Source organism: Luteimonas sp. R10, from assembly GCF_045689605.1.
Classification (GTDB): domain Bacteria; phylum Pseudomonadota; class Gammaproteobacteria; order Xanthomonadales; family Xanthomonadaceae; genus Luteimonas.
Map to the genome: position 1 here is coordinate 2,923,106 of NZ_CP141262.1, position 23,993 is coordinate 2,947,098.

General features: G+C 70.4%; 18 protein-coding genes. 8 read left to right on the forward strand and 10 right to left on the reverse strand.

The window, feature by feature from the left end; genetic code table 11:
- Positions 1-41 precede the first annotated feature (41 nt).
- The 4 genes from U3649_RS12845 (at position 42) to U3649_RS12860 (ending at position 4,645) form a co-directional block, all read left to right on the forward strand.
- On the forward strand, positions 42-1,409 hold the full coding sequence (locus U3649_RS12845; protein WP_407351710.1) for an FAD-dependent oxidoreductase: 1,368 nt from the start codon (positions 42-44) through the stop codon (positions 1,407-1,409).
- A gap of 164 nt (positions 1,410-1,573) precedes the next feature.
- A complete protein-coding gene (gene sbcB / locus U3649_RS12850; RefSeq protein ID WP_407351711.1) occupies positions 1,574-3,016 on the forward strand; it encodes an exodeoxyribonuclease I in 1,443 nt (480 codons plus the stop codon).
- 212 nt (positions 3,017-3,228) lie between these two features.
- Entirely contained in the window at positions 3,229-3,915 is a 687-nt protein-coding gene (locus tag U3649_RS12855; RefSeq protein WP_407351712.1) for a DUF2461 domain-containing protein, read from the forward strand.
- 199 nt (positions 3,916-4,114) lie between these two features.
- Entirely contained in the window at positions 4,115-4,645 is a 531-nt protein-coding gene (locus U3649_RS12860) for a DUF2939 domain-containing protein (RefSeq protein WP_407351713.1), read from the forward strand.
- Between the two features lie 120 nt (positions 4,646-4,765).
- Here U3649_RS12860 and U3649_RS12865 read toward each other — a convergent pair whose 3' ends face one another.
- On the reverse strand, positions 4,766-5,671 hold the full coding sequence (locus U3649_RS12865) for a 5'-nucleotidase (RefSeq protein ID WP_407351714.1): 906 nt from the start codon (positions 5,669-5,671) through the stop codon (positions 4,766-4,768).
- Between the two features lie 147 nt (positions 5,672-5,818).
- Between U3649_RS12865 and U3649_RS12870 the strand changes: the two genes are divergently transcribed.
- The gene (locus tag U3649_RS12870) at positions 5,819-6,970 is read left to right on the forward strand and encodes an alpha/beta fold hydrolase (RefSeq protein ID WP_407351715.1); all 1,152 of its coding nucleotides are present in this window, start codon (positions 5,819-5,821) and stop codon (positions 6,968-6,970) included.
- A 202-nt stretch (positions 6,971-7,172) separates the two neighbouring features.
- On the opposite strand, the gene U3649_RS12875 is transcribed toward U3649_RS12870, so the two are convergent.
- The 4 genes from U3649_RS12875 to U3649_RS12890 all read right to left on the reverse strand — a co-directional run bounded on the left by U3649_RS12875 (position 7,173) and on the right by U3649_RS12890 (position 14,615).
- On the reverse strand, positions 7,173-7,949 hold the full coding sequence (locus tag U3649_RS12875) for an NAD kinase (RefSeq protein ID WP_407351716.1): 777 nt from the start codon (positions 7,947-7,949) through the stop codon (positions 7,173-7,175).
- A gap of 207 nt (positions 7,950-8,156) precedes the next feature.
- Positions 8,157-13,145 (reverse strand): NAD-glutamate dehydrogenase, encoded by a 4,989-nt coding sequence (locus U3649_RS12880; RefSeq protein WP_407351717.1) that lies wholly within the window; start codon positions 13,143-13,145, stop codon positions 8,157-8,159.
- Between the two features lie 124 nt (positions 13,146-13,269).
- Positions 13,270-14,418 (reverse strand): acyl-CoA dehydrogenase family protein, encoded by a 1,149-nt coding sequence (locus U3649_RS12885; protein WP_407351718.1) that lies wholly within the window; start codon positions 14,416-14,418, stop codon positions 13,270-13,272.
- Positions 14,388-14,615, reverse strand: coding sequence for a hypothetical protein (locus tag U3649_RS12890; protein ID WP_407351719.1), 228 nt, complete (start codon positions 14,613-14,615; stop codon positions 14,388-14,390). The genes U3649_RS12885 and U3649_RS12890 overlap by 31 nt, the downstream gene beginning before the upstream one ends.
- A gap of 100 nt (positions 14,616-14,715) precedes the next feature.
- On the opposite strand from U3649_RS12890, the gene U3649_RS12895 reads away from it, so the two are divergent.
- From U3649_RS12895 to metH, 3 genes are all read left to right on the forward strand, one after another.
- Entirely contained in the window at positions 14,716-15,654 is a 939-nt protein-coding gene (locus U3649_RS12895; protein WP_407354614.1) for an ArsR/SmtB family transcription factor, read from the forward strand.
- 40 nt (positions 15,655-15,694) lie between these two features.
- Positions 15,695-16,783, forward strand: a complete 1,089-nt coding sequence (locus U3649_RS12900) for a homocysteine S-methyltransferase family protein (RefSeq protein WP_407351720.1) — start codon at positions 15,695-15,697, stop codon at positions 16,781-16,783.
- Between the two features lie 235 nt (positions 16,784-17,018).
- Entirely contained in the window at positions 17,019-19,781 is a 2,763-nt protein-coding gene (gene metH, locus U3649_RS12905; protein ID WP_407351721.1) for a methionine synthase, read from the forward strand.
- 145 nt (positions 19,782-19,926) lie between these two features.
- Here metH and U3649_RS12910 read toward each other — a convergent pair whose 3' ends face one another.
- The 5 genes from U3649_RS12910 to U3649_RS12930 all read right to left on the reverse strand — a co-directional run bounded on the left by U3649_RS12910 (position 19,927) and on the right by U3649_RS12930 (position 23,952).
- Positions 19,927-20,538, reverse strand: a complete 612-nt coding sequence (locus U3649_RS12910; RefSeq protein ID WP_407351722.1) for a DUF2058 domain-containing protein — start codon at positions 20,536-20,538, stop codon at positions 19,927-19,929.
- Positions 20,539-20,552: 14 nt separating this feature from the next.
- Positions 20,553-20,768 carry a SlyX family protein gene (locus U3649_RS12915; protein ID WP_407351723.1) on the reverse strand — a complete coding sequence of 72 codons (216 nt, stop codon included), beginning with the start codon at positions 20,766-20,768 and terminating at the stop codon, positions 20,553-20,555.
- Positions 20,769-20,771: 3 nt separating this feature from the next.
- Positions 20,772-22,118, reverse strand: coding sequence for a UDP-glucose dehydrogenase family protein (locus tag U3649_RS12920; RefSeq protein ID WP_407351724.1), 1,347 nt, complete (start codon positions 22,116-22,118; stop codon positions 20,772-20,774).
- 18 nt (positions 22,119-22,136) lie between these two features.
- The gene (locus tag U3649_RS12925; protein WP_407351725.1) at positions 22,137-22,925 is read right to left on the reverse strand and encodes an FKBP-type peptidyl-prolyl cis-trans isomerase; all 789 of its coding nucleotides are present in this window, start codon (positions 22,923-22,925) and stop codon (positions 22,137-22,139) included.
- A gap of 82 nt (positions 22,926-23,007) precedes the next feature.
- Positions 23,008-23,952, reverse strand: coding sequence for an FKBP-type peptidyl-prolyl cis-trans isomerase (locus U3649_RS12930; RefSeq protein ID WP_407351726.1), 945 nt, complete (start codon positions 23,950-23,952; stop codon positions 23,008-23,010).
- Between the last annotated feature and the right edge of the window lie 41 nt (positions 23,953-23,993).

The following is a 23,993-nucleotide window of genomic DNA, read 5'->3' on the forward strand; positions in this document are numbered from 1 at the left end:
CACGGATCAGCGCGGATGAAAGCCTTTGCGATGGAGCTACGATGACGCCGGAGCGCCGCCACATCGCCATCGTCGGCGCCGGCCTGGCCGGCGCATTGCTCGCGATCCTGCTGGCGCGCAAGGGCTGGCGCGTCGAGGTATACGAAAAGCGCGGCGATCCGCGGGTGCGGGGCTACACCGGTGGACGCTCGATCAACCTGGCCCTGGCCGAACGCGGGCGCCATGCCCTGCAGCAGGCCGGCGCCGAGGCCGCGGTGATGGCGCACGCGGTGATGATGCGCGGGCGCATGGTGCACTTCGCCGACGGCAGCCAGCAGCTGCAGCGCTACGGCCGCGACGACTCCGAGGTGATCTGGTCGGTGCACCGGGGCGACCTCAACGTCACCCTGCTCGACTTGGCCGAGCGCGCCGGCGCGGCGGTGCATTTCGATCGCCGGCTCGACGGCGTCGATTTCGACGCCCGCAGCGCGCGCTTCGTCGACGACCGCGACGATTCCGCGTCGGTCGTGCCGTTCCGGGCGCTGGTCGGCGCCGACGGCGCCGGTTCGGCGCTGCGCGCGGCGATGCAGCGCGAGGCCGACCTGGGCGAGCGCATCGAGCCCCTCGACCACTCGTACAAGGAGCTGGAGATCCCGCCCGCGCCCGGCGGCGATTTCCGCATCGAGCCCAACGCCCTGCACATCTGGCCACGCGGCGACTACATGTGCATCGCCCTGCCCAACGACGAGCGCACGTTCACGGTCACGCTGTTCATGCCCAACCACGGCGATCCCGGGTTCGACACCGTACGCACCCCCGCCGACGCGCACGCGCTGTTCGCCCGCGACTTCGCCGATGCGCTGCCGCTGATCCCGGACCTCGAGACCGACTGGGCGCGCAACCCGGCCGGCATGCTGGCGACGCTGTACCTGGACCGCTGGCACCTGGACGACCGCGCGGTGTTGATCGGCGACGCCGCGCACGCGATGGTCCCGTTCCACGGGCAAGGGATGAACTGCGCGTTCGAGGATTGCGTGGCGCTCGCCGAGCGGCTGGAGGCGGAGGCGTCGCCGGCGGAAGCCTTCGCCGCGTTCGCGGCCGAGCGGCGGCCGAACGCGGCGGCGATCCAGCACATGGCGCTGGAGAACTACCGCGAGATGCGCGATCGCGTCGACGACGCCGACTACCTGCTGCAGCGGCAGCTGGAACTGGAACTGCAGCAGCGCCACCCCGACCGCTTCGTACCGCACTATTCCATGGTCAGCTTCATGCGCATGCCCTACGCCGTCGCGCTCGAACGCAGCCATCTCCAGCGCGACATCCTCGAACGCGCCACGCGCGGTGTCGGCGACGCCGCCGATGTCGACCGCGCCGCGCTCGACGCCGAAGTGGAGCGCCGACTGCCGCGCCTCTGCGATTCCTCCGCCTAAGCAGAAAGCGCCCCCACAAACCCGCCGCCCAAGCAGCGAACGACGCCGTCGCCACGGCTTACGAAAATGACTAGCCGCGCCCCCACGACCCCTCCGCCCAAGCAGCAAACAATGCCGTCGCCACGGCCTACGAATAGTGACTAGCTAACAGCACCGCACTCCTCATGCCCGCCAGCTTCCTCTTCTACGACCTCGAAACCTTCGGCAGCGACCCGCGCCGCACCCGCATCGCGCAGTTCGCCGCGATCCGCACCGACGAGGCGCTGAACGAGATCGACGCCCCGATCGACTTCATGGTGCGCCCCGCCCACGACCTGCTGCCCACGCCCGCCGCCAGCCTGGTCACCGGCATCGCGCCGCAGGACGCGCTGCGCAACGGCGTCGGCGAGGCCGATGCGTTCGCACGCATCTTCGAGGCGATGTCGCAGCCGCGCACCTGCAGCGTGGGCTACAACTCGCTGCGCTTCGACGACGAGTTCGTGCGCCACGGCCTGTTCCGCAACTTCTACGACCCCTACGAGCGCGAGTGGCGCAGCGGCAACTCGCGCTGGGACCTGCTCGACGTGCTGCGGCTGGCGCATGCGCTGCGCCCGGAGGGCATCGCCTGGCCGAAGCGCGACGACGGCGCCTGCTCGTTCCGCCTCGAACACCTCGCCACCGCCAACGGCGTGCGCATCGGCGACGCCCACGAGGCGCTGTCGGACGTGCGCGCCCTGATCGGCATCGCCCGCCGGCTGCGCGCCGCCCAGCCGCGGCTGTGGGACTACGCGCTGCGCCTGCGCGACAAGCGCCACGCCGCCGGCCTGCTCGACACCGTCGCCATGCAGCCGGCGCTGCACGTCTCGCAGCGCTACCCGGCCACGCGCCTGTGCGCAGCGCCGGTGCTGCCGCTGGCCGTGCACCCGCGCATCGACAGCCGCGTGATCGTGTTCGACCTGGACAGCGATCCCGATGCGCTGCTGGCGCTGGAGCCGGAGGCGATCGCCGACCGCCTCTACACGCCTGCGGCCGACCTGCCGCCCGGCGAGCGCCGCATCGCGCTGAAGGAGGTGCATCTCAACCGCTGCCCCGCGCTGGTCGCCTGGCACCATCTCACCCACGCCGACATCGAGCGCCTGGGCATCGACGCCGCCGCGGTCTCGGCCCGCGCCGCGCGCCTGCGCGAGGCCGGCCCGGCGCTGGCCGAAAAGGTACGCCGCGTCTACGCGACGGAGGCCGCGCGTGCGCCGTCGGACGCCGACGCCGCGCTCTACGACGGCTTCATCGCCGATGCCGACCGCCGCCGCTTTCCCGAGGTGCGCGCGACGCCACCGGAAGCGCTGGGCACGCGCGCGTTCGGCTTCCAGGACCCGCGCCTGCCGGAGCTGCTGTTCCGCTACCGCGCCCGCAACTGGCCGCACACGCTCGACGCCGCCGAGCGGCAACGCTGGGACGACTACCGGCGCCGGCGCCTGGCCGAGGGCAGCGAGCTGTCCGAACTCTCGCTGCCCGGCTTCTTCGCCGAGATCGCCGCGCTGCGGCTCGCGCACGCCGGTGACGGCGCCAAACTGGCGTTGCTCGACCGGCTGGAGGCATGGGGCCGCGAGCGCGAGGCGGAACTGCGCTGACGCCATTGGCCTGGCTCTCCCTTTGAGCGCCGACGCGGTCTCCAGCGGCCTTGCGGGCGGGTTTCGACCAAGCGAGTATCGGGGAGCGACTCGAAACCCGCCCGCAAGGCCGCCCCACGCACACTCCGCGATTCCGGTGCAAGCCGATCTTTCGGAGCCGAGAGCCGGCCATGTGAACCAAAGCTTCGTCCCCCCGCCACCGCACCCCACGTATGACGACCTACTTCAGCGATCGCTCCTTCCGCTTCCTGCGCGCCCTCGCCCGCCACAACGAGCGCGCCTGGTTCCACGCCCACAAGGCGGACTACGAAGCGCACGTGCGCGAGCCGTTCCGGCGCCTGCTGGCCGACCTGCACCCCGACGTCCTCGCGGTCAGTCCGCACTACCGCGCCGACCCGAAGCCGGTCGGCGGCTCGCTGTTCCGGATCCACCGCGACACCCGCTTCGCCAACGACAAGTCGCCTTACAAGACCTGGCAGGGCGCGCGCCTGTTCCACGAGCGCAGCCGCGAGACCGCGGCGCCGTCCTGGTACATGCACCTCGAGCCGGGCGACTGCTTCGTCGCCGCCGGCATCTGGCATCCGGAGTCGCCGGTGCTGCGCCGCATCCGCCAGTTCGTGGTCGACAATCCCGCCGGCTGGAAGACCGCCGCGCACGCACCGGCCTTCCGCCGCCGCTACAGGCTCGGCAGCCAGGAGATGTTGGTGCGGCCGCCGCGCGGCTTTCCCGCCGACTTCGAGTTCATCGAGGACCTGCGCCGGCGCAACTTCATCGTCCTGCGCAGCATCGACGACGCCACCATGACCGGCCCGCGCCTGCGCCAGGTGCTCGCCCGCGACCTGAAAGCCACCGCGCCGTTCATGGACTACCTGTGCGCGGCGCTGGACCTGGAGTTCTGAGGCGGCGTGCCATGGATCCGTCCCGTAGGAGCGCACCGCAGGGGCGCGACCGGCCTGCGCAGGAAAACCGATCGCGCCCCTGCGGTGCGCTCCTACGGCGGGGCGACGGATCGGCCTCGTCGCAGCGGAACGGACTGCTTTGCAGCGGTTCAGCGATGCGCGGCACACTGGGCCGAATCCGGCTGCCATGGAGCGACGCATGAAGAAGTGGATCTGGCTCGCCGCGGCGCTGCTGCTGGCGCTCGGCGCCTACGTCGCCGCCGGCCCGTACCTGACCATCCGCGCCATCCAACAGGCGGTGCAGGAGGACGACACCCGGGCGCTCGCGCGGCAGGTCGACTTTCCGGCGCTGCGCAGCAGCCTCAAGCTGCAGCTCGACGACTACCTGGTGCGCAGCGCCGGCGCCGATGCGCAGGGCAGCGCCTTCGGCCAACTCGGCCTGCGGATCGCCAGCGGACTGGCCGGCGGCGCGGTCGACGCGATGGTCACTCCGGTGGGGCTGGCGGCGATGATGGAGGGCCGCCGCGTCTGGCGGCGCGTCGACGTCCGCGCTCTGCCGCAACCCGCCGGCGAACCGGCGGCGAAGCCGCTCCAGGATGCCGAACGCCGTTATGAGTCACCGTCGCGCTTCACCGCGACCGTCCATGATGACGCCGGCCGCCCGGTGGTATTCGTGCTCACCCGCGACGGCCTGCACTGGCGCCTGTCCGACATCCGCCTGCCGTTGTAGATCACTAGCACCTGCTGTGGCCGCCCCTGTGGGAGCGACGGAAGTCGCGACGCGACCGGGCGTCGCGGCTGTCGCGACTTCCGTCGCTCCCACAGGGGATCGGCGAGGTTGGTCCGCGCTCTACGGGTTGGAGACGCCGTGCGGCACGTGGCCGGTGGCCACGTGCAGGCGCGCCGAGTCGATGTTGTGCTGCGAATCGTCGAAGAAGATGTCGGCGCCGAACGCTTCCAGGAACGGGCCCTTGGCGCGGCCGCCGAGGAACAGCGCTTCGTCCAGGCGCACGCCCCACTCGCGCAGCGTGCGGATCACGCGCTCGTGCGCCGGAGCCGAGCGCGCGGTGACCAGCGCGGTGCGGATCGGCGAATCCTCCCCCGGCGGGTAGGCGGCCTGCAGATCGTGCAGGGCCGACAGGAATGCGCGGAACGGTCCTCCCGACAGTGGTTCGCGCGCACGCTCGCGCTCGTGCCGGTGGAACGCCTCGATCCCGCCTTCCTGCGACACCCGCTCACCCTCGTCGCCGAAGATCACCGCGTCGCCGTCGAAGGCGATGCGCAACTGGTCGTGGCGGTGCTGCGGCGCCTTGGCCGGCAGAATCGTCGCCGCGGCGACGTCGTTGGCCAGCGCCCGCCGCACCGACTCCGGATTGGCCGACAGGAACAGCTGCGCGCCGAACGGCCGGATGTACGGCCAGGTCGGCTCGCCGGAGGTGAAGGTCGCGCGCGAGATCGGCAGGCCGTGGTGCTGGATCGAATTGAAGATGCGCAGGCCGGTGTCGGCGGAATTGCGCGACAGCAGGATCACCTCGACCCGCGGCGCGTCCGGCGCCGCGCCCTCGTTGAGCGCCAGCAGCTTGCGCACCAGGGGAAAGGCGATGCCCGGCTCCAGAATCTCGTCCTCGTACCTGCGCTGGTGTTCGGCATAGGCCTCGATGCCATCGCGCTCGAACAGCGCGTGGCTGTCCTCCAGGTCGAACAGCGCCCGTGAGGAGATCGCGACGATCAGCGGCGGCGGAGTATCTGCGGACATGGCGCCAGTATGCGTGATGGATACGTGGGCCGGCGAGAGGCACGACGCCCATAGTTGTCCCATGCCCCGTGACAATCGACACTGCACCCGTAGACCGTTGGTTGCGACACTCGAATCGAACCTGGCCCGCTCACGACTGGAGTCCACATGGCCCGCACATTGCGCAACTTTCTCATGACGACGTGCATCGCCGTAGGCATCGTTGCGGCCCCCGCCGCTGTCGCCGCCGGGCCGGAGACCGGAACCGGATCACCCTACGCCGAAGCGAAGCGGATCATCGGCGAGGTGCAGCGCATCGTCACGCCCGACGGCGTGCAGGAGATGTACCGGGTCCCCCTCGGCGGCATCGACCAGTGGATCTCGATCCGCGGCGCCGATCGCGACAATCCGATCCTGCTGTACCTGCACGGCGGCCCCGCGGCGCCGATGATGCCGGCCGCCTGGACGTTCCAGCGCCCGTGGGAGGACTACTTCACCGTCGTCCAGTGGGACCAGCGCGCCGCCGGAAAGACCTACCTGGCGAACGACCCGGACGCGGTCGCGCCGACGATCCTGATCGACCGTTACGTCGCCGACACCATCGAACTGATCGCGCACCTGCGGGAGACCTACGGCAAGCGCAAGGTCTTCCTGCTCGGCCACAGCTGGGGAACGATCGTGGGCATGCGCACCCTGGTGGAGAAGCCGGAATGGCTGCATGCGTATATCGGCCTCGGCCAGATCATCCAGCCCGGGTTGGGCGAACGCATGGGCTACGAATACGCGCTCGCGCGGGCGGCGGAGGACGGCAACCACGAGGCGATCGCCGAACTCGAGGCGCTGGCGCCCTACCCCGGCGGCGACGTCCGCGGCGGTCGCATCGACCGGCAGCGCAAGTGGGTGATCCACTACGGCGGACACAGCGCCTACCGCGACAACTCCGACTACTATTTCGCATCGCAGCGGCTGTCGCCCGACTACAGCGAGGCCGACCGCAAGGCCATCGGCCTGGGCAGCGCGTTGACGCTCGACCGGATCCTGAGCCAATGGAACGACATCGACTTCCGCGAGGTCCGCAAGGTCGAGGCGCCGGTGCTGATGTTCATGGGACGCCACGACTACAGCACCCCTTCGCAGGCGGCGGCGGACTGGCTGGAACGGGTCGAGGCGCCCGCCAAGCGGGCCGTGTGGTTCGAGCACTCGGCGCACTTCGCCCCGCTGGAGGAACCGGGGCGGATGCTGATGGCGCTGGTGACGAAGGCGCGCCCGCTGGCGGAAGCGGCCGGCGACGGGGAGCGTAAAAAACGGGGGCGAATCTGAGATTTTCCCCATATTTCCTGGCGCTCGTCTTCCCCCTTTGAAAAAGGGGGATTGAGGGGGATTTGCTTTGGCCTTGACTTAGCCGGGCGCCCAGCAAATCCCCCCAGCCCCCCTTTTTCAAAGGGGGGAAGTAGCCAAGCCGTTGAATTGATCGCGGGAAACAGGGGGAATCTCAGACTCTGACCCCGGTTTCAGACGCGCCTCAGACCACGAACTGCTCGCTGAGGATGCGTTCCTCGAGGTTGTGCTCGGGGTCGAACAGCAGGGTCACGATCCGGTCCTGCGACTCGCGGATGGTCACCTCGACCACGTCGCGCACCTCGTGCGAATCGGCGGTGGCGCTGACCGGGCGCTTGTAGGGATCGAGCACGCGGAAGCGCACCTCAGTCTGCGCCTTGAGCAGCGCCCCGCGCCAGCGCCGCGGCCGGAATGCGGCGATCGGGGTGAGCGCGATCACGCTGGCGCCCAGCGGCATGATCGGCCCGTGCGCGGAGAAGTTGTAGGCGGTGCTGCCGGCCGGGGTCGCGACCAGCACCCCGTCGCAGATCAGCTCGTCCAGGCGCGGCTTGCCGTTCAGGTCGATGCTCAGGTGCGCGGCCTGCCGGGTCTGCCGCAGCAGCGAGACCTCGTTGTAGGCCAGCGAGCCGACGCTGGCGCCGGACTCGGTCTGCGCGATCATCTCCAGCGGCCGCAGCACCGCCGGCTCGACCGCCTGCAACCGTTCCAGCAGCCCGTCCTGACGGTAGTGGTTCATCAGGAAGCCGACGCTGCCGAGCTTCATGCCGTAGACCGGCTTACCGAGCGCGCCATGCCGGTGCAGCGTCTGCAGCATGAAACCGTCGCCGCCGAGCGCGCACAGCACGTCGGCGTCCTCCGGCTCGTGCTGGCCGTGCTCGGCCACCAGCGACTGCAGCGCCGCGCGCGCATCGTCCGTCGCGCTGGCGAGAAAGGCGATGCGCGGGGGCTGGCCTGAACTCATGCCCGCAGGATAGCGCACCCCGAACGACACGATGAAGACCTCCGCGTAGAGCGGAGCTTGCTCCGCTGTTTTCGGCTCCGGAGCCCGCGCAGCCGAACAAGCTCGGCTCTACGGGACTAGGCTCCGGAGCCTGCGCAGCCGAGCAAGCTCGGCTCTACGGGGCCGGGCTCCGGGGGCTTTCGTGCGGGTTACGGGTGGCGGCTGGGCTCAGCCGCCCGCCGCCAGCTGCGCCAGGCGGCTCACCGCCACCGAGGCGGTGGGATAGTCGATCGCCTTCTGCGCGAACATCTCGTCGAGCATCGCCAGGGTGAAGCGCAACACCGGTTCGTCGCGGCCGATCCAGCGGCGCACCTTCTCGTCGGCGTCCTGGCCCGGCATCGACAGCGCCTGCCCGGCCAGCAGCGTCTGCTGTGCGGCCAGGTCGTCGCGCAGCACGCCGCGCGCGACCGCGTGCCAGCGCCCCTGCACCTCCAGCGCCTCGATCTGGCCGAACAGCCACGGCAGGTGCAGCGCGTCGCCGACGCGGAAGTGCACCCGCGCGACGTCGACCGGCTTGAGCCGCCGCGCCCGCGCCAGCTCGATGATGTCGAACACCGGGCCCAGGTACGGCAGCTCGGCGAGATCCTCCGCCAGGTCCGCCGACATGCCGCGCTCGCGCCACTGCGCGCGCGCGTCCTCGAACGCCGGACGCTGCGAGTCGGGCAGGATGCCCTCGGCGCTGCGGATCTCGTTGAAGGCGTCGCTGTAGCGCTCCACCGCGCGGGTGATGCCGGGGATCTCGCCCGGCCGGTTCAGCAGCCAGCGCACGAACGAGCGCTGCAGGTGCCAGATCTCCTGCAGCGCGTCGATCTGCACCGCCTCCGGCACCTTGCCGTCGAGCGCGTCGATCTGCGTCCACAGCGCGCGCGCGTTGAGCGTCTCGCGGCTGATGGTGTAGGCCTTGGCGACCTCGGCCGGGCTGCGCCCGGTGTCCTCCTGCATGCGCATCAGGAACGTCGCGCCCATGCGGTTGATGGTGGTGTTGGTGACCGCGGTGGCGATGATCTCGCGCTTCAGGCGGTGCTTTTCCATCGCCGCGGCGTACTTCTTCTGCAGCGGCGCGGGGAAGTAACGCTGCAGCTCCTTGGACAGGTAAGGATCCTCCGGGATGTCGGAATCGAGCATCTGCTGGTAGGCGACCAGCTTGGCGTACGACAGCAGCACCGCCAGCTCCGGCCGGGTCAGGCCCTGCCCGCGCGCCTTGCGCGCCGAGATCTCCGCGTCCGACGGCAGGAACTCGATCTGCCGGTCCAGCAGCCCCTGGGCCTCCAGGGTGCGGATGAAGTGCTGCTTGGAGCCGAGCCGCGACACGCTCATCCGCTCCATCAGGCTCAGCGCCTGGTTCTGGCGGATGTTGTCGAACAGCACCAGGCCCTCGACCTCGCCGGTCATGTCGGCGAGCAGCTTGTTGCGCGTGGCCATGGTCAGCTTCTTCGCCTGCACCTGGGCGTTGAGCAGGATCTTGATGTTGACCTCGTGGTCGGACGTGTCGACGCCGGCCGAGTTGTCGATGAAATCTGTGTTGAGCAGCACCCCGTTCATCGCCGCCTCGATGCGGCCGCGCTGGGTCAGGCCGAGGTTGCCGCCCTCGCCCACCACCTTGCAGCGCAGCTCGCCGCCGTCCACGCGCAGCGCGTTGTTGGCACGGTCGCCGACGTCGGCATGGCTTTCGCCGGCGGCCTTGACGTAGGTGCCGATGCCGCCGTTCCACAGCAGGTCCACCGGCGCCTTGAGGATCGCGTTCATCAGCTCGTTCGGGCTCATCGCGGCGGTGTCGTCGTCGATGCCGAGCACGGCGCGCGCCTGCGGCGAGAGCCGGATCGACTTGGCGCTGCGCGGCCACACCCCGCCGCCGGCGCTGACCAGGCCGCGGTCGTAGTCCTCCCAGCTCGAGCGCGGCAGCGCGAACAGGCGCTCGCGCTCGCGGTAGCTCGCGGCCGCGTCCGGGTCCGGATCGATGAAGATGTGGCGGTGGTCGAACGCCGCCACCAGGCGGATGTGCCTGGACAGCAACATGCCGTTGCCGAACACGTCGCCGGACATGTCGCCGATGCCGACCGCGGTGAAGTCCTCGCGCTGGCAGTCGCGGCCGAGCGAGCGGAAGTGGCGTTTCACCGACTCCCAGGCGCCCTTGGCGGTGATGCCCATGCCCTTGTGGTCGTAGCCGACCGAGCCGCCGGAGGCGAACGCGTCGCCGAGCCAGAAGCCGTGCTCGGCGGCGATGCCGTTGGCGATGTCGGAGAACGTCGCGGTGCCCTTGTCGGCGGCCACGACCAGGTATGGGTCGTCGCCGTCGTGGCGCACCACGTCCGCCGGCGCCACGATCCTGCCGCCGACGGTGATGTTGTCGGTGATGTCGAGCAGGCCGTTGATGAAGCGCCGGTAGCAGGCGATGCCCTCGGCCAGCACCGCGTCGCGGTCGCCGCCGGCGGGCGGGCGCTTGACGAAGAAGCCGCCCTTGGCGCCGACCGGCACGATCACCGTGTTCTTCACCATCTGCGCCTTGACCAGGCCCAGCACCTCGGTGCGGAAGTCCTCGCGCCGGTCGGACCAGCGCAGGCCGCCGCGGGCCACCGGGCCGAAGCGCAGGTGCACGCCTTCCACGTGCGGGCCGTAGACGAAGATCTCGCGGTACGGGCGCGGCTTCGGCAGGTCCGGCACGCGCGCGCTGTCGAACTTGTAGGCCACGTAGTCCTTGTCGCCGCCGTCCCGATCGCGCTGGTAGAAGCTGGTGCGCAGGGTGGCGTCGATCGCGCCCATGAAGCTGCGCAGGATCCGGTCCTCGTCGAGGCTGGCGACGCCGTCGAGCAGCGCCTTCAGCGCCTCGCGGGTCGCCTGGTACTGCTGCTCGCGGTCGCCGCCGCGCGCCTCGACCACCGGCCGCAGCGTCGCCAGCACCGCGGCGTCGCCACCGGCCAGGGTCTCGAACTGCGCCTCCAGGCGCGCCGCGCCGCGTGCGACCTCCTCGCGGCTTTCGCTTCCGGTCGCCGGGCTGAAGCGCGCCTCGAACAGCTCCACCAGCAGCCGCGCCAGCAACGGGTAGCGCGTCAGCGTCTCCTCGACGTAGCTCTGCGAGAACGGCGCCGCGGTCTGCAGCAGGTACTTGCAATAGGCGCGCAGCATCGACACCTGGCGCCAGGTCAGGCCCGCCCGCAGGATCAGGCGGTTGAAGCCGTCGTTCTCGGCGCCGCCGCGCCATAGCTGCGCGAACGCGTCCTCGAACTCGTCGCTCACCTGCTCGATGTCCGGCCTGGCCGCGGCGGCCTCGACCTCGAAGTCCTGGATGTAGAGCGCCTCGCCGCCGACCTCGATCCGGTACGGGTGCTCGGAAATCACCCGCAGCCCCATGTTCTCCATCATCGGCAGCACGTCCGACAGCGGGATGTCGCGCCGCTGGCGGAACAGCTTGAGCCGCAGCGGGCCCTCGCCCTGGTTCGGGTGCGGCGCGCAGTACAGGCACAGGCGCAGGTCGTCCGGCGTGCGCAGCGCGGCCAGGTGGGCGACGTCGCCGGCGGCGATCGCCGGCGTCGCCTGCTCGATGTAGTTGGCGGTGAGCGCGCGCCCGTAGCGGTTGGCCAGCAGCAGGCCCTCGGCCTCGCCGTGGCGTGCGACCAGCTCGTCGCGCAGGTCGTCCTGCCAGTTGCGGACGATCGCCGCCAGGGCCGCGTCCAGTTCGCCCTCGTCGACGGCCTCGGTGACGCCCGAGCGCGGGCGCACGATCAGGTGCAGCTGCGCCAGCGGCGACTCGCCGAGCTGGACGCTGGTGTCGACGCGGTCGGCCTGCAGCGCCTCCTTCAACATCCCTTCGATGCGCAGCCGCACCTCGGTATTGAACCGGTCGCGCGGGATGTAGGCCAGGATCGAATAGAAGCGCCCGTAGCGGTCGCGGCGCAGGAACAGCCGGCTGCGGATGCGCTCCTGCAGGTGCAGGATGCCGGTGCCGAGCGCATGCAGCTCCTCGGCGCTGGACTGGAACAGCTCGTCGCGCGGCAACGTCTCCAGGATGTGCTTGAGCGCCTTGCCGCTGTGCCCGGTCTGGCGCAGCCCGGACTGGCTCATCACGTGCTCGAAGCGGTCGCGCACCAGCGGGATCTCCCAGGGCCTGCGGTTGTAGGCGCTGGAGGTGTAGAGGCCGATGAAGCGCTGCTCGGCGACCGGCTTGCCGTGGCGGTCGAAGCTGAGCACGCCGATGTAGTCCATGTAGCCGGGACGGTGCACCGAGGCGCGCGAATTGGTCTTGGTCAGGATCAGCGGATCGATCGCGCCGCCCTGGTGTGCCGTGGGCGCGGCCAGCGTGCTCAGCGCGCGCGCCTTGCCGGCGTCCTTGCCGCGCAGCAGCCCGAGGCCGCTGTGCTCGACCGCGCACAGCACCTCCTCCCCGCGCTGTTTCTTGACCTTGTACTCGCGGTAGCCGAGGAAGGTGAAATGGTCGCTGGCCGCCCAGCGCAGGAACTCCTGCGCCTCGCGGCGTTCGCCGTCGGACACCGGCAGCTCGCGGGTGGCGAGGTCGGCCGCGACCTGCAGCATCTTCTCGCGCATCGTAGGCCAATCCTCGACGATCAGGCGCACGTCGCGCAGGACCGCCTTGACCGCGCGCCCGACCCGCTCGACGCCGTCGGCGGCCTGGCGGTCGATCTCCAGGTGCATCAGCGATTCGGCATCGCCCTCGCCCACCGAGACCAGCCGGCCGGCGCGGTCGCGCCGGATCGGGATGATCGGATGGCCGAGCACGTGCACGCCGATACCCTGCTCGGCCAGCGCCATGGTCACCGAGTCGACCAGGAACGGCATGTCGTCGTTGACGATCTGCAGCACCGTGTGCGGCGACTCCCAGCCGTGCTCGGCGAGATTGGGATTGAACAGGCGCACGTTGGCCGTGCCCGGCTTGCGGGTCCGGGCGAAATCGAGGAAATCGTTGGCCAGCGCGGCCCAGCCGTCGGGGCTGTGCAGCGGCAGTTCGTCGGCGGTCATGCGCCGGTAGAAGGCACCGGCGAACGCGCTGGCGTCGTCCTGGCGGCCTTTGCCGGCGCGGCTGCGGATGGCCGCGAAGATCGGGTCGAGCAGCGCGCTGCGCGCCTGCGCGCGGGGCGGTGCCGCCGGCCTCTTGCCGGACTTCGCGGACCTGGGACGTGGGACGGCTTTGCGTGGTGTGCTCATGGCGGCGGGTTTCGGATGGAATGAGGCCCGCGCTCGCGCACGGGCCGGTGGAAGGGCGTCAATGTCGTCCGGCGATGACCTGCGGCACGGCGACGGCGGTCCGGGAGCGTGTTCCGGCGCTGCGTCAGCGCAGCCCGGTTTCGTGGCGGGCGATGACCAGGCGCTGGATCTCGCTGGTGCCTTCGTAGATCTCGGTGATCTTGGCATCGCGGAAGTAGCGCTCGATCGGCATCTCCTTGGAATAGCCCATGCCGGCGTGGATCTGCACCGCCTGGTGGGCGACCCACATCGCCGCTTCCGACGCGGTCAGCTTGGCCACCGAGGCCTCGGTCGTGAACTTCCGGCCCTGGCCCTTCAGCCAGGCGGCGCGCAGGGTGAGCAGCAGCGAGGCATCGATCTTGCACTTCATGTCGGCGATCTTGGCCTGGGTCATCTGGAACGCGCCGATCGGCTGCCCGAAGGCCTTGCGTTCGCGCACGTAGTCCAGGGTGGCTTCGTAGGCGGCACGGGCGATGCCGATCGCCTGCGAGGCGATGCCGATGCGGCCGGCGTCGAGCACGCTCATCGCGATCTTGAAGCCGTGGCCCTCCGTGCCGAGCACCTCCTCGGGCGCGGCGACGTAGTCCTGGAACTCGATCTCGCAGGTGGCCGAGGCGCGGATGCCGAGCTTGGGTTCCGTCTTGCCGCGGTGCAGCCCTTCGCGCTCGCCGTCGACCAGGAAGGCGGTGATGCCGCGCGCGCCCTTGTCCGGATCGGTCATCGCGAACAGCACGAAGTACTTCGCCACCGGGCCCGAGGTGATCCAGCTCTTCTTGCCGTTGATGACGAAACTGCCGTCGTCGCGTTTCATCGCGCGGCATCGCATCGACGTGGCGTCGGAGCCGGACTGCGGCTCGGTCAGGGCGAAGGCGCCGATCTCCTTGCCCTCGGCGATCGCGCGCACGTAGGTCTGCTTCTGCGCCTCGCTGCCGTGGGTGAGGATGCCGTTGCAGAACAGCGAATTGTTGACCGACATGATGGTCGAGTGCGCGGCGTCGCCGGCGGCGATCTCGATCATCGCCAGCACGTAGGCCACCGGGTCCATGCCGGCGCCGCCGTACTCGGCCGGCACCTCGATGCCCATCAGGCCGTTTTCGCCCAGCAGGCGGATGTTCTCCAGCGGGAATTCCCCGGAGCGGTCGAACCCTTCGGCGCTGGGCGCGATCTTCTCCTGCGCGATGCGCCGCGCCACGTCCTGGATCATCAACTGCTCTTCGGTGAAGCCAAAATCCACTTGCGCGCTCCGGGCGGGAAGGTCGGGGTGGAATTGTAACGGGACTCGGGACTCGGAACTCGGAACAGCGGCGTCGCGCCGACCGGCAGTTCGTCGACCGTCATCCCGGCGCAGGCCGGGATCCAGCGCTTGCGCCGTGCCTTCGAACCGGTGGCGGCAAACACCTGGATCCCGGCCTGCGCCGGAATGACGAGCAAAGCGCCTACGCTGTCCCGAGTCCCGGCTCCGAGCCGCCCGCCTTGACCTCCCCCTGCCCCGGTCCCACAATTATCTCTATATCGCGATAGGAAGATGCCTGTGGATCTGGAAAGCTGGTCGGCCCGGCTCAAGGTGCTGGCCGATGCCACCCGGGTGCGCCTGCTGGCGCTGCTGGAGCGCGAGGAGCTGACCGTCGCCGAACTGTCCGCGGTCACCCGCCTGGCGCAGCCGCGCGTCTCGACCCACCTGGCGCGGCTCAAGGAGGCCGGGCTGGTGCGCGACCGCCGCGCCGGCGTGTCGGCCTACTACCGCTTCGACGACGCACCGCTCGACCCGCCCCTGCAGCAGCTCTGGCGCACCCTGCGCGACGGCAGCGACGATGCCCTGCTGCGCCAGGACGGCGAGCGCCTGCCCGCGGTGCTGGCGATGCGCGCCGCCGACCAGAACTGGGCCGACTCGGTGGCCGGCGACATGGAACGCCACTACTCGCCCGGGCGCACCTGGGAGGCGCTGGCACGCTCGGCGCTGCCGCTGCTGGAGGCCGGCGACGTGCTCGACATCGCCTCCGGCGACGGCGTGCTGGCCGAACTGGTGGCGCCGCACGCGCACCGCTACGTCTGCGTCGACACCAGCCGGCGCGTGGTCAACGCCGCCACCGAGCGCCTGCGCCGGCACCGCAACGTCGAGGTGCACGAGGGCGACATGCACGCGCTGCCGTATGCCGACGCCGAGTTCGACCTGGTGGTGCTGATGCACGCGCTGACCTACGCCGCCCGCCCGGCGCAGGCGGTCTCCGAGGCGGCGCGCGTGCTGCGCCCCGGCGGGCGCCTGCTGCTGAGCAGCCTCGCCCGCCACGAGCATCGCGCGGTGGTCGAGGCCTACGGCCACGTCAACCTCGGCTTCGGCGAGCGCGACCTGCGCCGCTTCGTCGAGAAGACCGGGCTGACGGTGCGCAACCTGGAAACCGTGACCCGGGAAAAGCGGCCGCCGCATTTCGAGGTGGTCTCCCTGATCGCGGACAAGCCGGTATCGAAATGATCGTTCGGCCAGCCCTGCTCCCGAAGAACGAGGTCCCGCAATGAAAGCGCTGCCCTGGCTCGATCCTTCCCGCGCCGAAGCGCTGCTGCGGCAGCTGGAACAGCGCATCCTCGTGCTGGACGGCGCGATGGGCACGATGATCCAGCGCCACGACCTGCAGGAGGCGGACTACCGCGGCGAGCGCTTCGCCGACGGCCACGACCGGCTCGTGCGCGACGACGGCGGCGCGCAGGGCGCCGGGCACGACCAGAAGGGCAACAACGACCTGCTCAGCCTCACCCGGCCGGACCTCGTCCGCGACATCCACGCCGCCTATCTCGACGCCGGCGCCGACCTGGTCGAGACCAACACCTTCAACTCCACCGCGATCTCGCTCGCCGACTACCACCTGCAGCACCTGGTGCGCGAGCTCAACCGCGAGGGCGCGCGGCTGGCGCGCGACGCCTGCGCGGCGGTGCAGGCGGCCACGCCGGAACGTCCCCGCTTCGCCGTCGGCGTGCTCGGCCCGACCAGCCGCACCGCATCGATCAGCCCCGACGTCAACGACCCCGGCTTCCGCGCGGTGGACTTCGACGAACTGGTGGCGGTCTACCGCGAGGCCGCCGAGGGCCTGGCCGAGGGCGGCGCCGATGCGCTGATGGTCGAGACCGTGTTCGACACCCTCAACGCCAAGGCGGCGCTGTTCGCCATCGAGGCGACGTTCGACGGCCTCGGCGCGCGCCTGCCGGTGATGATCTCCGGCACCATCACCGACGCCTCCGGCCGCACCCTCTCCGGGCAGACCGCCGAGGCGTTCTGGTATTCGCTGCGGCATGCACGGCCGCTGTCGGTCGGCTTGAACTGCGCGCTCGGCGCCAAGGAGCTGCGGCCGCACGTCGAGGCGCTGTCGGGCGTGGCCGAGTGCCACGTCAGCGCGCATCCGAACGCGGGACTGCCGAACGCGTTCGGCGAGTACGACGAAACCCCGCAGGACATGGCCGAAACCCTGCGCGAGTTCGCGCAGTCGGGCCTGCTCAACATCGTCGGCGGCTGCTGCGGCACCACGCCGGACCACATCCGCGCGATCGCCGAAGCCGTCGCCGACCTGCCCCCGCGCCGCCTGCCCGCGCACCTGGAGGCGGCGGCATGAGGTTTTTCAGCCGCGGATCGACACGGACGAACGCGGAGAAGACGCTTCGGACGAGGCCCCCTCGGTGCTTCCCCTGTAGGAGCGACGGAAGTCGCGACAACTGCACGCCCGGTGGCGTCGCGACTTCCGTCGCTCCTACAGGGGCGCGCCGGGATGGCGCCCTTTCCTCGCGAAACGCCTTGTCCGCGTTCATCCGCGTCGATCCGCGGCCAACACCTTCCTTCCCGGCCAACCGATGACCCAGTCCCGCCATACCCGCCTGTCCGGCCTCGAGCCGCTGGTCCTCACCCCGGACCTGCTGTTCGTCAACATCGGCGAGCGTACCAACGTCACCGGCAGCGCGCGCTTCCGCAAGCTGATCAAGGAGGACCGCTACCCGGAGGCGGTGGAGGTCGCGCGGCAGCAGGTCGAGAGCGGCGCCCAGATCCTCGACGTCAACATGGACGAGGGCATGATCGACTCGGAGCGGGCGATGACCCGCTACCTCAACCTGATCGCGGCCGAGCCCGACATCGCCCGCATCCCGTTCATGGTCGACTCGTCGAAGTGGTCGGTGATCGAGGCCGGGCTGAAGTGCCTGCAGGGCAAGGGCGTGGTCAACTCCATCTCGCTCAAGGAGGGCGAGGAGACGTTCCTGCAGCAGGCGCGCAAGGTGCTGCGCTACGGCGCGGCGGTGGTGGTGATGGCCTTCGACGAACAGGGCCAGGCCGACACCCGCGAGCGCAAGGTCGAGATCTGCACCCGCGCCTACCGGCTGCTGACCGAGACCGTCGGGTTCCCGCCCGAGGACATCATCTTCGACCCCAACATCTTCGCCATCGCCACCGGCATTCCCGAGCACGACAACTACGCGGTCGATTTCATCGAGGCCACGCGCGAGATCAAGCGCACGCTGCCGCACTGCCACGTCTCCGGCGGCGTCTCCAACGTCTCGTTCTCGTTCCGCGGCAACGAGACCGTGCGCCAGGCGATCCACGCGGTGTTCCTGTACCACGCCATCGACGCCGGCATGGACATGGGCATCGTCAACGCCGGCGCGCTGCCGATCATCGACGACCTCGACCCGGAGCTGCGCGAACGGGTCGAGGACGTGGTGCTCAACCGCCGCGAGGACGCCACCGAGCGCATGCTGGAGATCGCCGAGCGCTACCGCGGGCAGAAGGGCGAGGCCAAGGCCGAGAACCTCGCCTGGCGCGAGGCCAGCGTCGCCGATCGCCTCAGGCATGCCCTGGTGCACGGGATCGACCAGTACGTCGTCGACGACACCGAGGAGGCGCGGCAACAGTTCGACAAGCCGCTCGAGGTCATCGAGGGCCCGCTGATGGCCGGCATGGGCGTGGTCGGCGACCTGTTCGGCGCCGGCAAGATGTTCCTGCCGCAGGTGGTCAAGTCGGCGCGGGTGATGAAGAAGGCGGTCGCCCACCTGCTGCCCTATATCGAGGCCGAGAAGGAGCGCAGCGGCAACGCCGGCAAGCCCAACGGGCGCGTGCTGATGGCCACGGTGAAGGGCGACGTGCACGATATCGGCAAGAACATCGTCGGTGTGGTGCTGGCCTGCAACAACTTCGAGGTCACCGACCTCGGGGTGATGGTGCCGGCGCAGGCGATCCTCGACAAGGCGCGCGAGATCGGCGCCGACATCATCGGCCTGTCCGGCCTGATCACGCCGTCGCTGGAGGAGATGAGCCACGTCGCGCGCGAGATGAAGCGGCAGGGCTTCGAGACGCCGCTGCTGATCGGCGGCGCCACCACCTCGCGCGCCCACACCGCGCTGCGGATCGCGCCGCACTACGGCGCGCCGACGGTCTGGGTCAAGGACGCCTCGCGCGCCGTGGGCGTGGTGCAGTCCCTGGTCAGCGTCGAGCTGCGGCAGAAGTTCGTCGCCGCCAACGACGCCGACTACGCCAAGATCCGCGAGCGCCACCTCAACCGCGGCGACGCCAAGCGCCTGGTGTCGCTGTCGAAGGCGCGCGCGCAGAAGTTCGACGGCGGCTGGGACGACTACGAGCCGCCGCGCCCGAACACGACCGGCGTCACCGTGCTCGACGACTACCCGCTCGACGAGCTGGTCGACTGCATCGACTGGACGCCGTTCTTCCAGGCCTGGGAACTGGCGGGCCGCTACCCGGCGATCCTGGACGACGACGTGGTCGGCGCGCAGGCGCGCGAACTGTACCGCGACGCGCGTGCGATGCTGGAGCGGATCGTCGCCGAGAAATGGCTGACCGCGAAGGCGGTCTTCGGGATCTGGCCGGCCAACAGCGTCGGCGACGACGTGGAGGTGGTCCTGGCGGACCACCGTGATTCGGGATTGGTGATTGGTGATTCGCAAGAGCGATCCCCTGCTGCGTCGCAATCACCAGCCACCAGTCGCCCATCACAGGTCCTGCACTTCCTGCGCCAGCAGGTCGACAAGCCGCCCGAGCGTCCGGACTTCTGTCTGGCCGACTTCATCGCGCCCAAGGATTCCGGCCGGCAGGACTGGATCGGCGCGTTCGCGGTCACGGCCGGCATCGGCATCGACGCGCACGTGGCCCGCTTCGAGGCCGACCACGACGACTACAACGCGATCCTGCTCAAGGCGCTGGCCGACCGGCTGGCCGAGGCGCTGGCCGAGCGCCTGCACCTGCGGGTGCGGACCGAGTACTGGGGCTACGCGGCGGACGAGGCGCTCGACAACGACGCCCTGATCGCCGAACGGTACAGCGGCATCCGCCCCGCGCCCGGCTACCCCGCCTGCCCGGAGCACAGCGAGAAGGCCACGCTGTTCGCCTTGCTCGACGCCGGTACCAACGCCGGCATGACCCTCACCGAGAGCTTCGCGATGCTGCCGACCGCGGCGGTCTCCGGCTACTACTTCAGCCACCCGGGCAGCCAGTACTTCGTGGTCGGCCGGGTGTCGAAGGAACAGGTGGAGGACTATGCGAAGCGCAAGGGCGTGAGCCGCGCGCAGGCCGAACGCTGGCTCGCGTCCAACCTCGACTACGATCCGGAATGAACCGAGAACGGCGAACCTGCGCCGCCGCCCCGTAGAGCGGAGCTTGCTCCGCTGCTCCCGGCTCCGGCGCCCGGCTCCGGCGCGCGCGAACAGCCGAGCAAGATCGGCTCTACGCGGTTCGCGACGCATCGAGCTTTTCAGCGCCTCACCACACCAGGTCGTCGGGCACCTGGTATTTCGGATCCGCGTACGGGTCGTCCCCGGCCGGCGCACCGGGGTCGACCCTCAACGCCACCGCCGGCGCGAACACCGCCTCGGCCTCGTCGAGCACCGACGCGGCCACCAGCAGATAGCGGCCGTTGAGTTGCACCACGCCCAGCTCGCCGGCATTGAGCGCCTTCAGCTGCGCGGCGGTGACGTAGATGCGCTTGATCTTGCCGCCGTACTCGAAGTGTCGCGCGATGTCCGCGTCCTCGGCGTTGAGCGCCTTGCCCTGCAGCAGCTGCGCCAGCTTCGCGCGCGCCTCGCGCCGTTGCCGCGCCTCCTCCTGCCTTCGGCGCTCGGCCTCGATCCGCTCGTCCTTCTCCTTCTGCGCGCGGATCGCATAGGCCTTGGCGAGGTCGATGTCCTCTCGCGTGCGTCCCGCGCGCTGGCCGCCGCGCTTGTCCTGGCGCTGCGGCGCGCCGGCTTCGGGCTTGCGCCCGCCGTGCCGCCCGGGCCTGGCGTTCGGGTTCGGCTTCGGCTTGGATTTGCGTTCCGGCGCCGGCGCGCTCTTGAAACCGAGCCCGAGCAGCTGGTCGCGAAGGGAATCGCTCATGTCGGTCGTCGATATCAGTAGTGCGGCGGTGGCGGCTCGTCCGCCGGGTCGGCATAGAAGGTCCCCCGGGCCTGCTTCAGCTCCTCCAGGCCGCGACGGACGACTTCGGTATCGCGCGCAGTCTCCATGCGCAGCGCGGCCAATGCGTCGCCGAGCTCCGCCAGCGCCTGCTCCTGGAAGGCCAGGCGGGTCTCGAGTTCGACGATGCGCTGTTCGAGGGTCTCGTCCATCGGTCAGCCCGCGAGCACCGAACGTCCGCGGCCGATGCCATAGTAGGCCAGCCCCGCCTCCTCGACCATCTCCGGCGCATACACGTTGCGGCCGTCGAAGATCGCGGCGTCGGCGAGCGCATCGCGCAGCATCGCGAAGTCGGGGCTGCGGAACTGCTTCCATTCGGTCACCAGCACCAGCGCGTCGGCGCCGCGCAGCGCATCCCTCGCACTCTCGCACAGCTGCAGGTCGTCGCGTTCGCCGAACACCCGCCGCGCCTCGTCCATCGCCTCCGGGTCGTAGGCGCGGACCCTGGCGCCGGCCTCGTGCAACTGCTGCAGCAGGCACCTGCTCGGAGCCTCGCGCATGTCGTCGGTATCGGGCTTGAACGCCAGGCCCCAGACCGCGAAGGTCTTGCCACGCAGCGCGTCGATGCCGCAGTAGTGCTGCACGAGCAGGTCGAACAGGTGGCTCTTCTGGCGCTCGTTGACCGCCTCCACCGCCTGCAGCAGGACCGGCGTGTGGCCATGGTGCAGCGCCGTGCGCGCCAGCGCCTGCACGTCCTTCGGGAAACAGGAGCCGCCGTAGCCCGCGCCCGGGTAGATGAAGTGCCAGCCGATGCGCGGATCCGAACCGATGCCCTGGCGCACTGATTCGACGTCGGCGCCGACCTTCTCGGCGATGTTGGCGATCTCGTTCATGAAGCTGATCTTGGTCGCCAGCATGGCATTGGCGGCGTACTTGGTCAGCTCGGCGGAGCGCACGTCCATGGTCACGATGCGGTCGCGATTGCGGTTGAACGGCGCGTACAGCCGCCGCAGCGCGTCGACGGCGTCCTCGCTGCCGGCACCGATGACGATCCGGTCCGGACGCATGCAGTCCTCGACCGCCGCGCCCTCCTTCAGGAACTCCGGATTGGCGACCACCTCGAACGCGACCGATGCACCGCGTTCGGCCAGGGCCGAAGCGATCGTCGCGCGCACGCGGTCGGCGGTGCCGACCGGCACCGTGGACTTGTCGACGATCACCGTCGGGCGTTGCAGGTGGCGTCCGATCGTATCGGCCACCGCGAGCACGTACTGCAGGTCGGCGCTGCCGTCCTCGTCGGGCGGCGTGCCGACGGCGATGAAGATGATCTCGGCGCGCGCCACCGCCTCGGCGGCATCGGTGGTGAAGGCCAGGCGCCCGGCTTCGCGGTTGGCCGTCACGATCGGCGTCAGCCCCGGCTCGTAGATCGGCACCCGGCCGCGGTTGAGGTCGTCGATCTTGCCGCTGTCGATGTCGACGCAGACCACGTCGTTGCCGACCTCGGCCAGGCAGGCGCCGGTGACCAGGCCGACGTAGCCGGTTCCGAAGATGCTCACGTGCATGACGGTGCTCCCTGCGGCCTATTCGGCGGCGGCCGGCATGACCTCGATCAGCTCGACCTCGAACGCCAGGGTGGCATTGGGCCCGATCGGGCCGCCCGGCGTGCCCTGTTCGCCATAGCCGAGCTCGCTCGGAATCCACAGGCGGTAGCGGCTGCCCGGCGCCATCAGCTGCAGGCCTTCCTGCCAGCCCGGCACCACCTGGTCGAGCGCGAAGGTCGCCGGCTCGCCGCGCGCCAGCGAACTGTCGAACGTGGTGCCGTCGAGCAGCTTGCCCTCGTAGTGCACGCTGACCCGATCGCCCGGCTTCGGCGGCGCGCCCTCCCCTTTCTCCAGCACTTCGTACTGCAGGCCGGACTCGGTGGTCTGCACGCCCGGCTTCTTGGCGTTCTCGGCGAGGAAGGCCTCGCCGTCGGCGGCGGCCTTCTCGGCGGCCGCCTGCTGGCGCGCCTGCATGCGCTGGCCCAGGCCCTGCATGATCTGCGCCAGCTGCTGCTGGTCGACCTTGGGCTCGTTGCCGGCAAGCGTGTCGCGCACGCCTTCGAGCATGGCGTCCAGGTCCACCTCGTCCTTCACCGGCACCAGGGTGTTCCCCAGCTCGAGGCCGATCGCATAGCCGACCTGCTCCTTCTCGCTCTCCAGCCCGGGAATGTCGAGCGTCGACGCGTCGCCGTCGGCGGATGCCTGCGCGGCCTTCTCGCCATCGAGCGGCTCGCCGGTCTCCTTGTCCAGCGGCTTGCAGGCGGCGAGCGTGGCCGCCAGGGCGACGGCGAGCAGCGCCGGCAGGGTGGCGCGCGGGAAAATGGTCATGCGGAGACTCCTTGGTATGGGGGGAAGCCGGCAGGGCCGGCGGCGCACCCGCGGTGCGGGCGCGGTGAAGGCGGTCGCCGGATCAGAGGATGTCCAGCAGTTCGACGTCGAAGACCAGGGTCGCATTCGGGCCGATCGGACCACCCTGCGTGCCCTTGGCGCCGTAGCCGAGCTCGCCCGGAATCCAGAAGCGGTACTTGGCGCCGATCGGCATCAAGGCGACGCCCTCGGTCCAACCGGGGATCACCTGGCTGAGGCCGAACTCGGCCGGCTCGCCGCGCTCGTAGGAACTGTCGAACACGGTGCCGTCGAGCAGGGTGCCGTGGTAGTGCACGCGCACGCGGTCGCTGGGCAGCGGACGCCGGCCAGCCCCCTGGCGGATCACCTGGTACTGCAGGCCGGACGGGGTCGAGAACACGCCCTTCTCGCCCTTGTTGGCGGCCAGGAATGCCGCGCCCTCGGCGCGGTTCCGCTCGCCGACCTGCGCCGCCTCGGCTTCCATCTTCTGCTGCACCCGCGCGGAGAACGCCTGGCGCAACGCCTCGGCCTCGGCCTCGGCCAGCAGCAGCTCGCCGCCCTCGATCCGCGTGCGCAGGGCCTGCAGCATCACCGGCAGGTCGATCTCGTCGCGGATCGGCAGCAGCGAGCGGCCGACGTCGGCGCCGACCAGCAGGCCGACCTTGCCGCGGTCCACTTCCGGAGGCGCGGCGCCCGGCGGCGTGCCCGGCAGGCTCTGGCCGCCGCGCGCGGCCACCCGCTGCATCAGCGCCTGGCCGACCTCCTGCATTTCCGCCGCGTCGAGCAACGGCTCGCCGCCCTCGAAGGCGTTGCGCACCGCGCGCTCCAGCGCGGCGTAGTCCATGTCCGGGCCGACCGGCACAAGCGACTGGCCCACGTCCATGCCCACCATGTAGCTGACCTTCTCACGCTCGTTCTCCAGCCGCGGCTGCTGGGCGCCCGCGGTCGCCACTGCCAGCCAGCCCACGAGCAGACACAGCGCGAACGCGCCGCGCATCGCATTCTTCATCGGGAAACACTCCAGTTGGGCGCCGCCGCCGGCGACGCGTA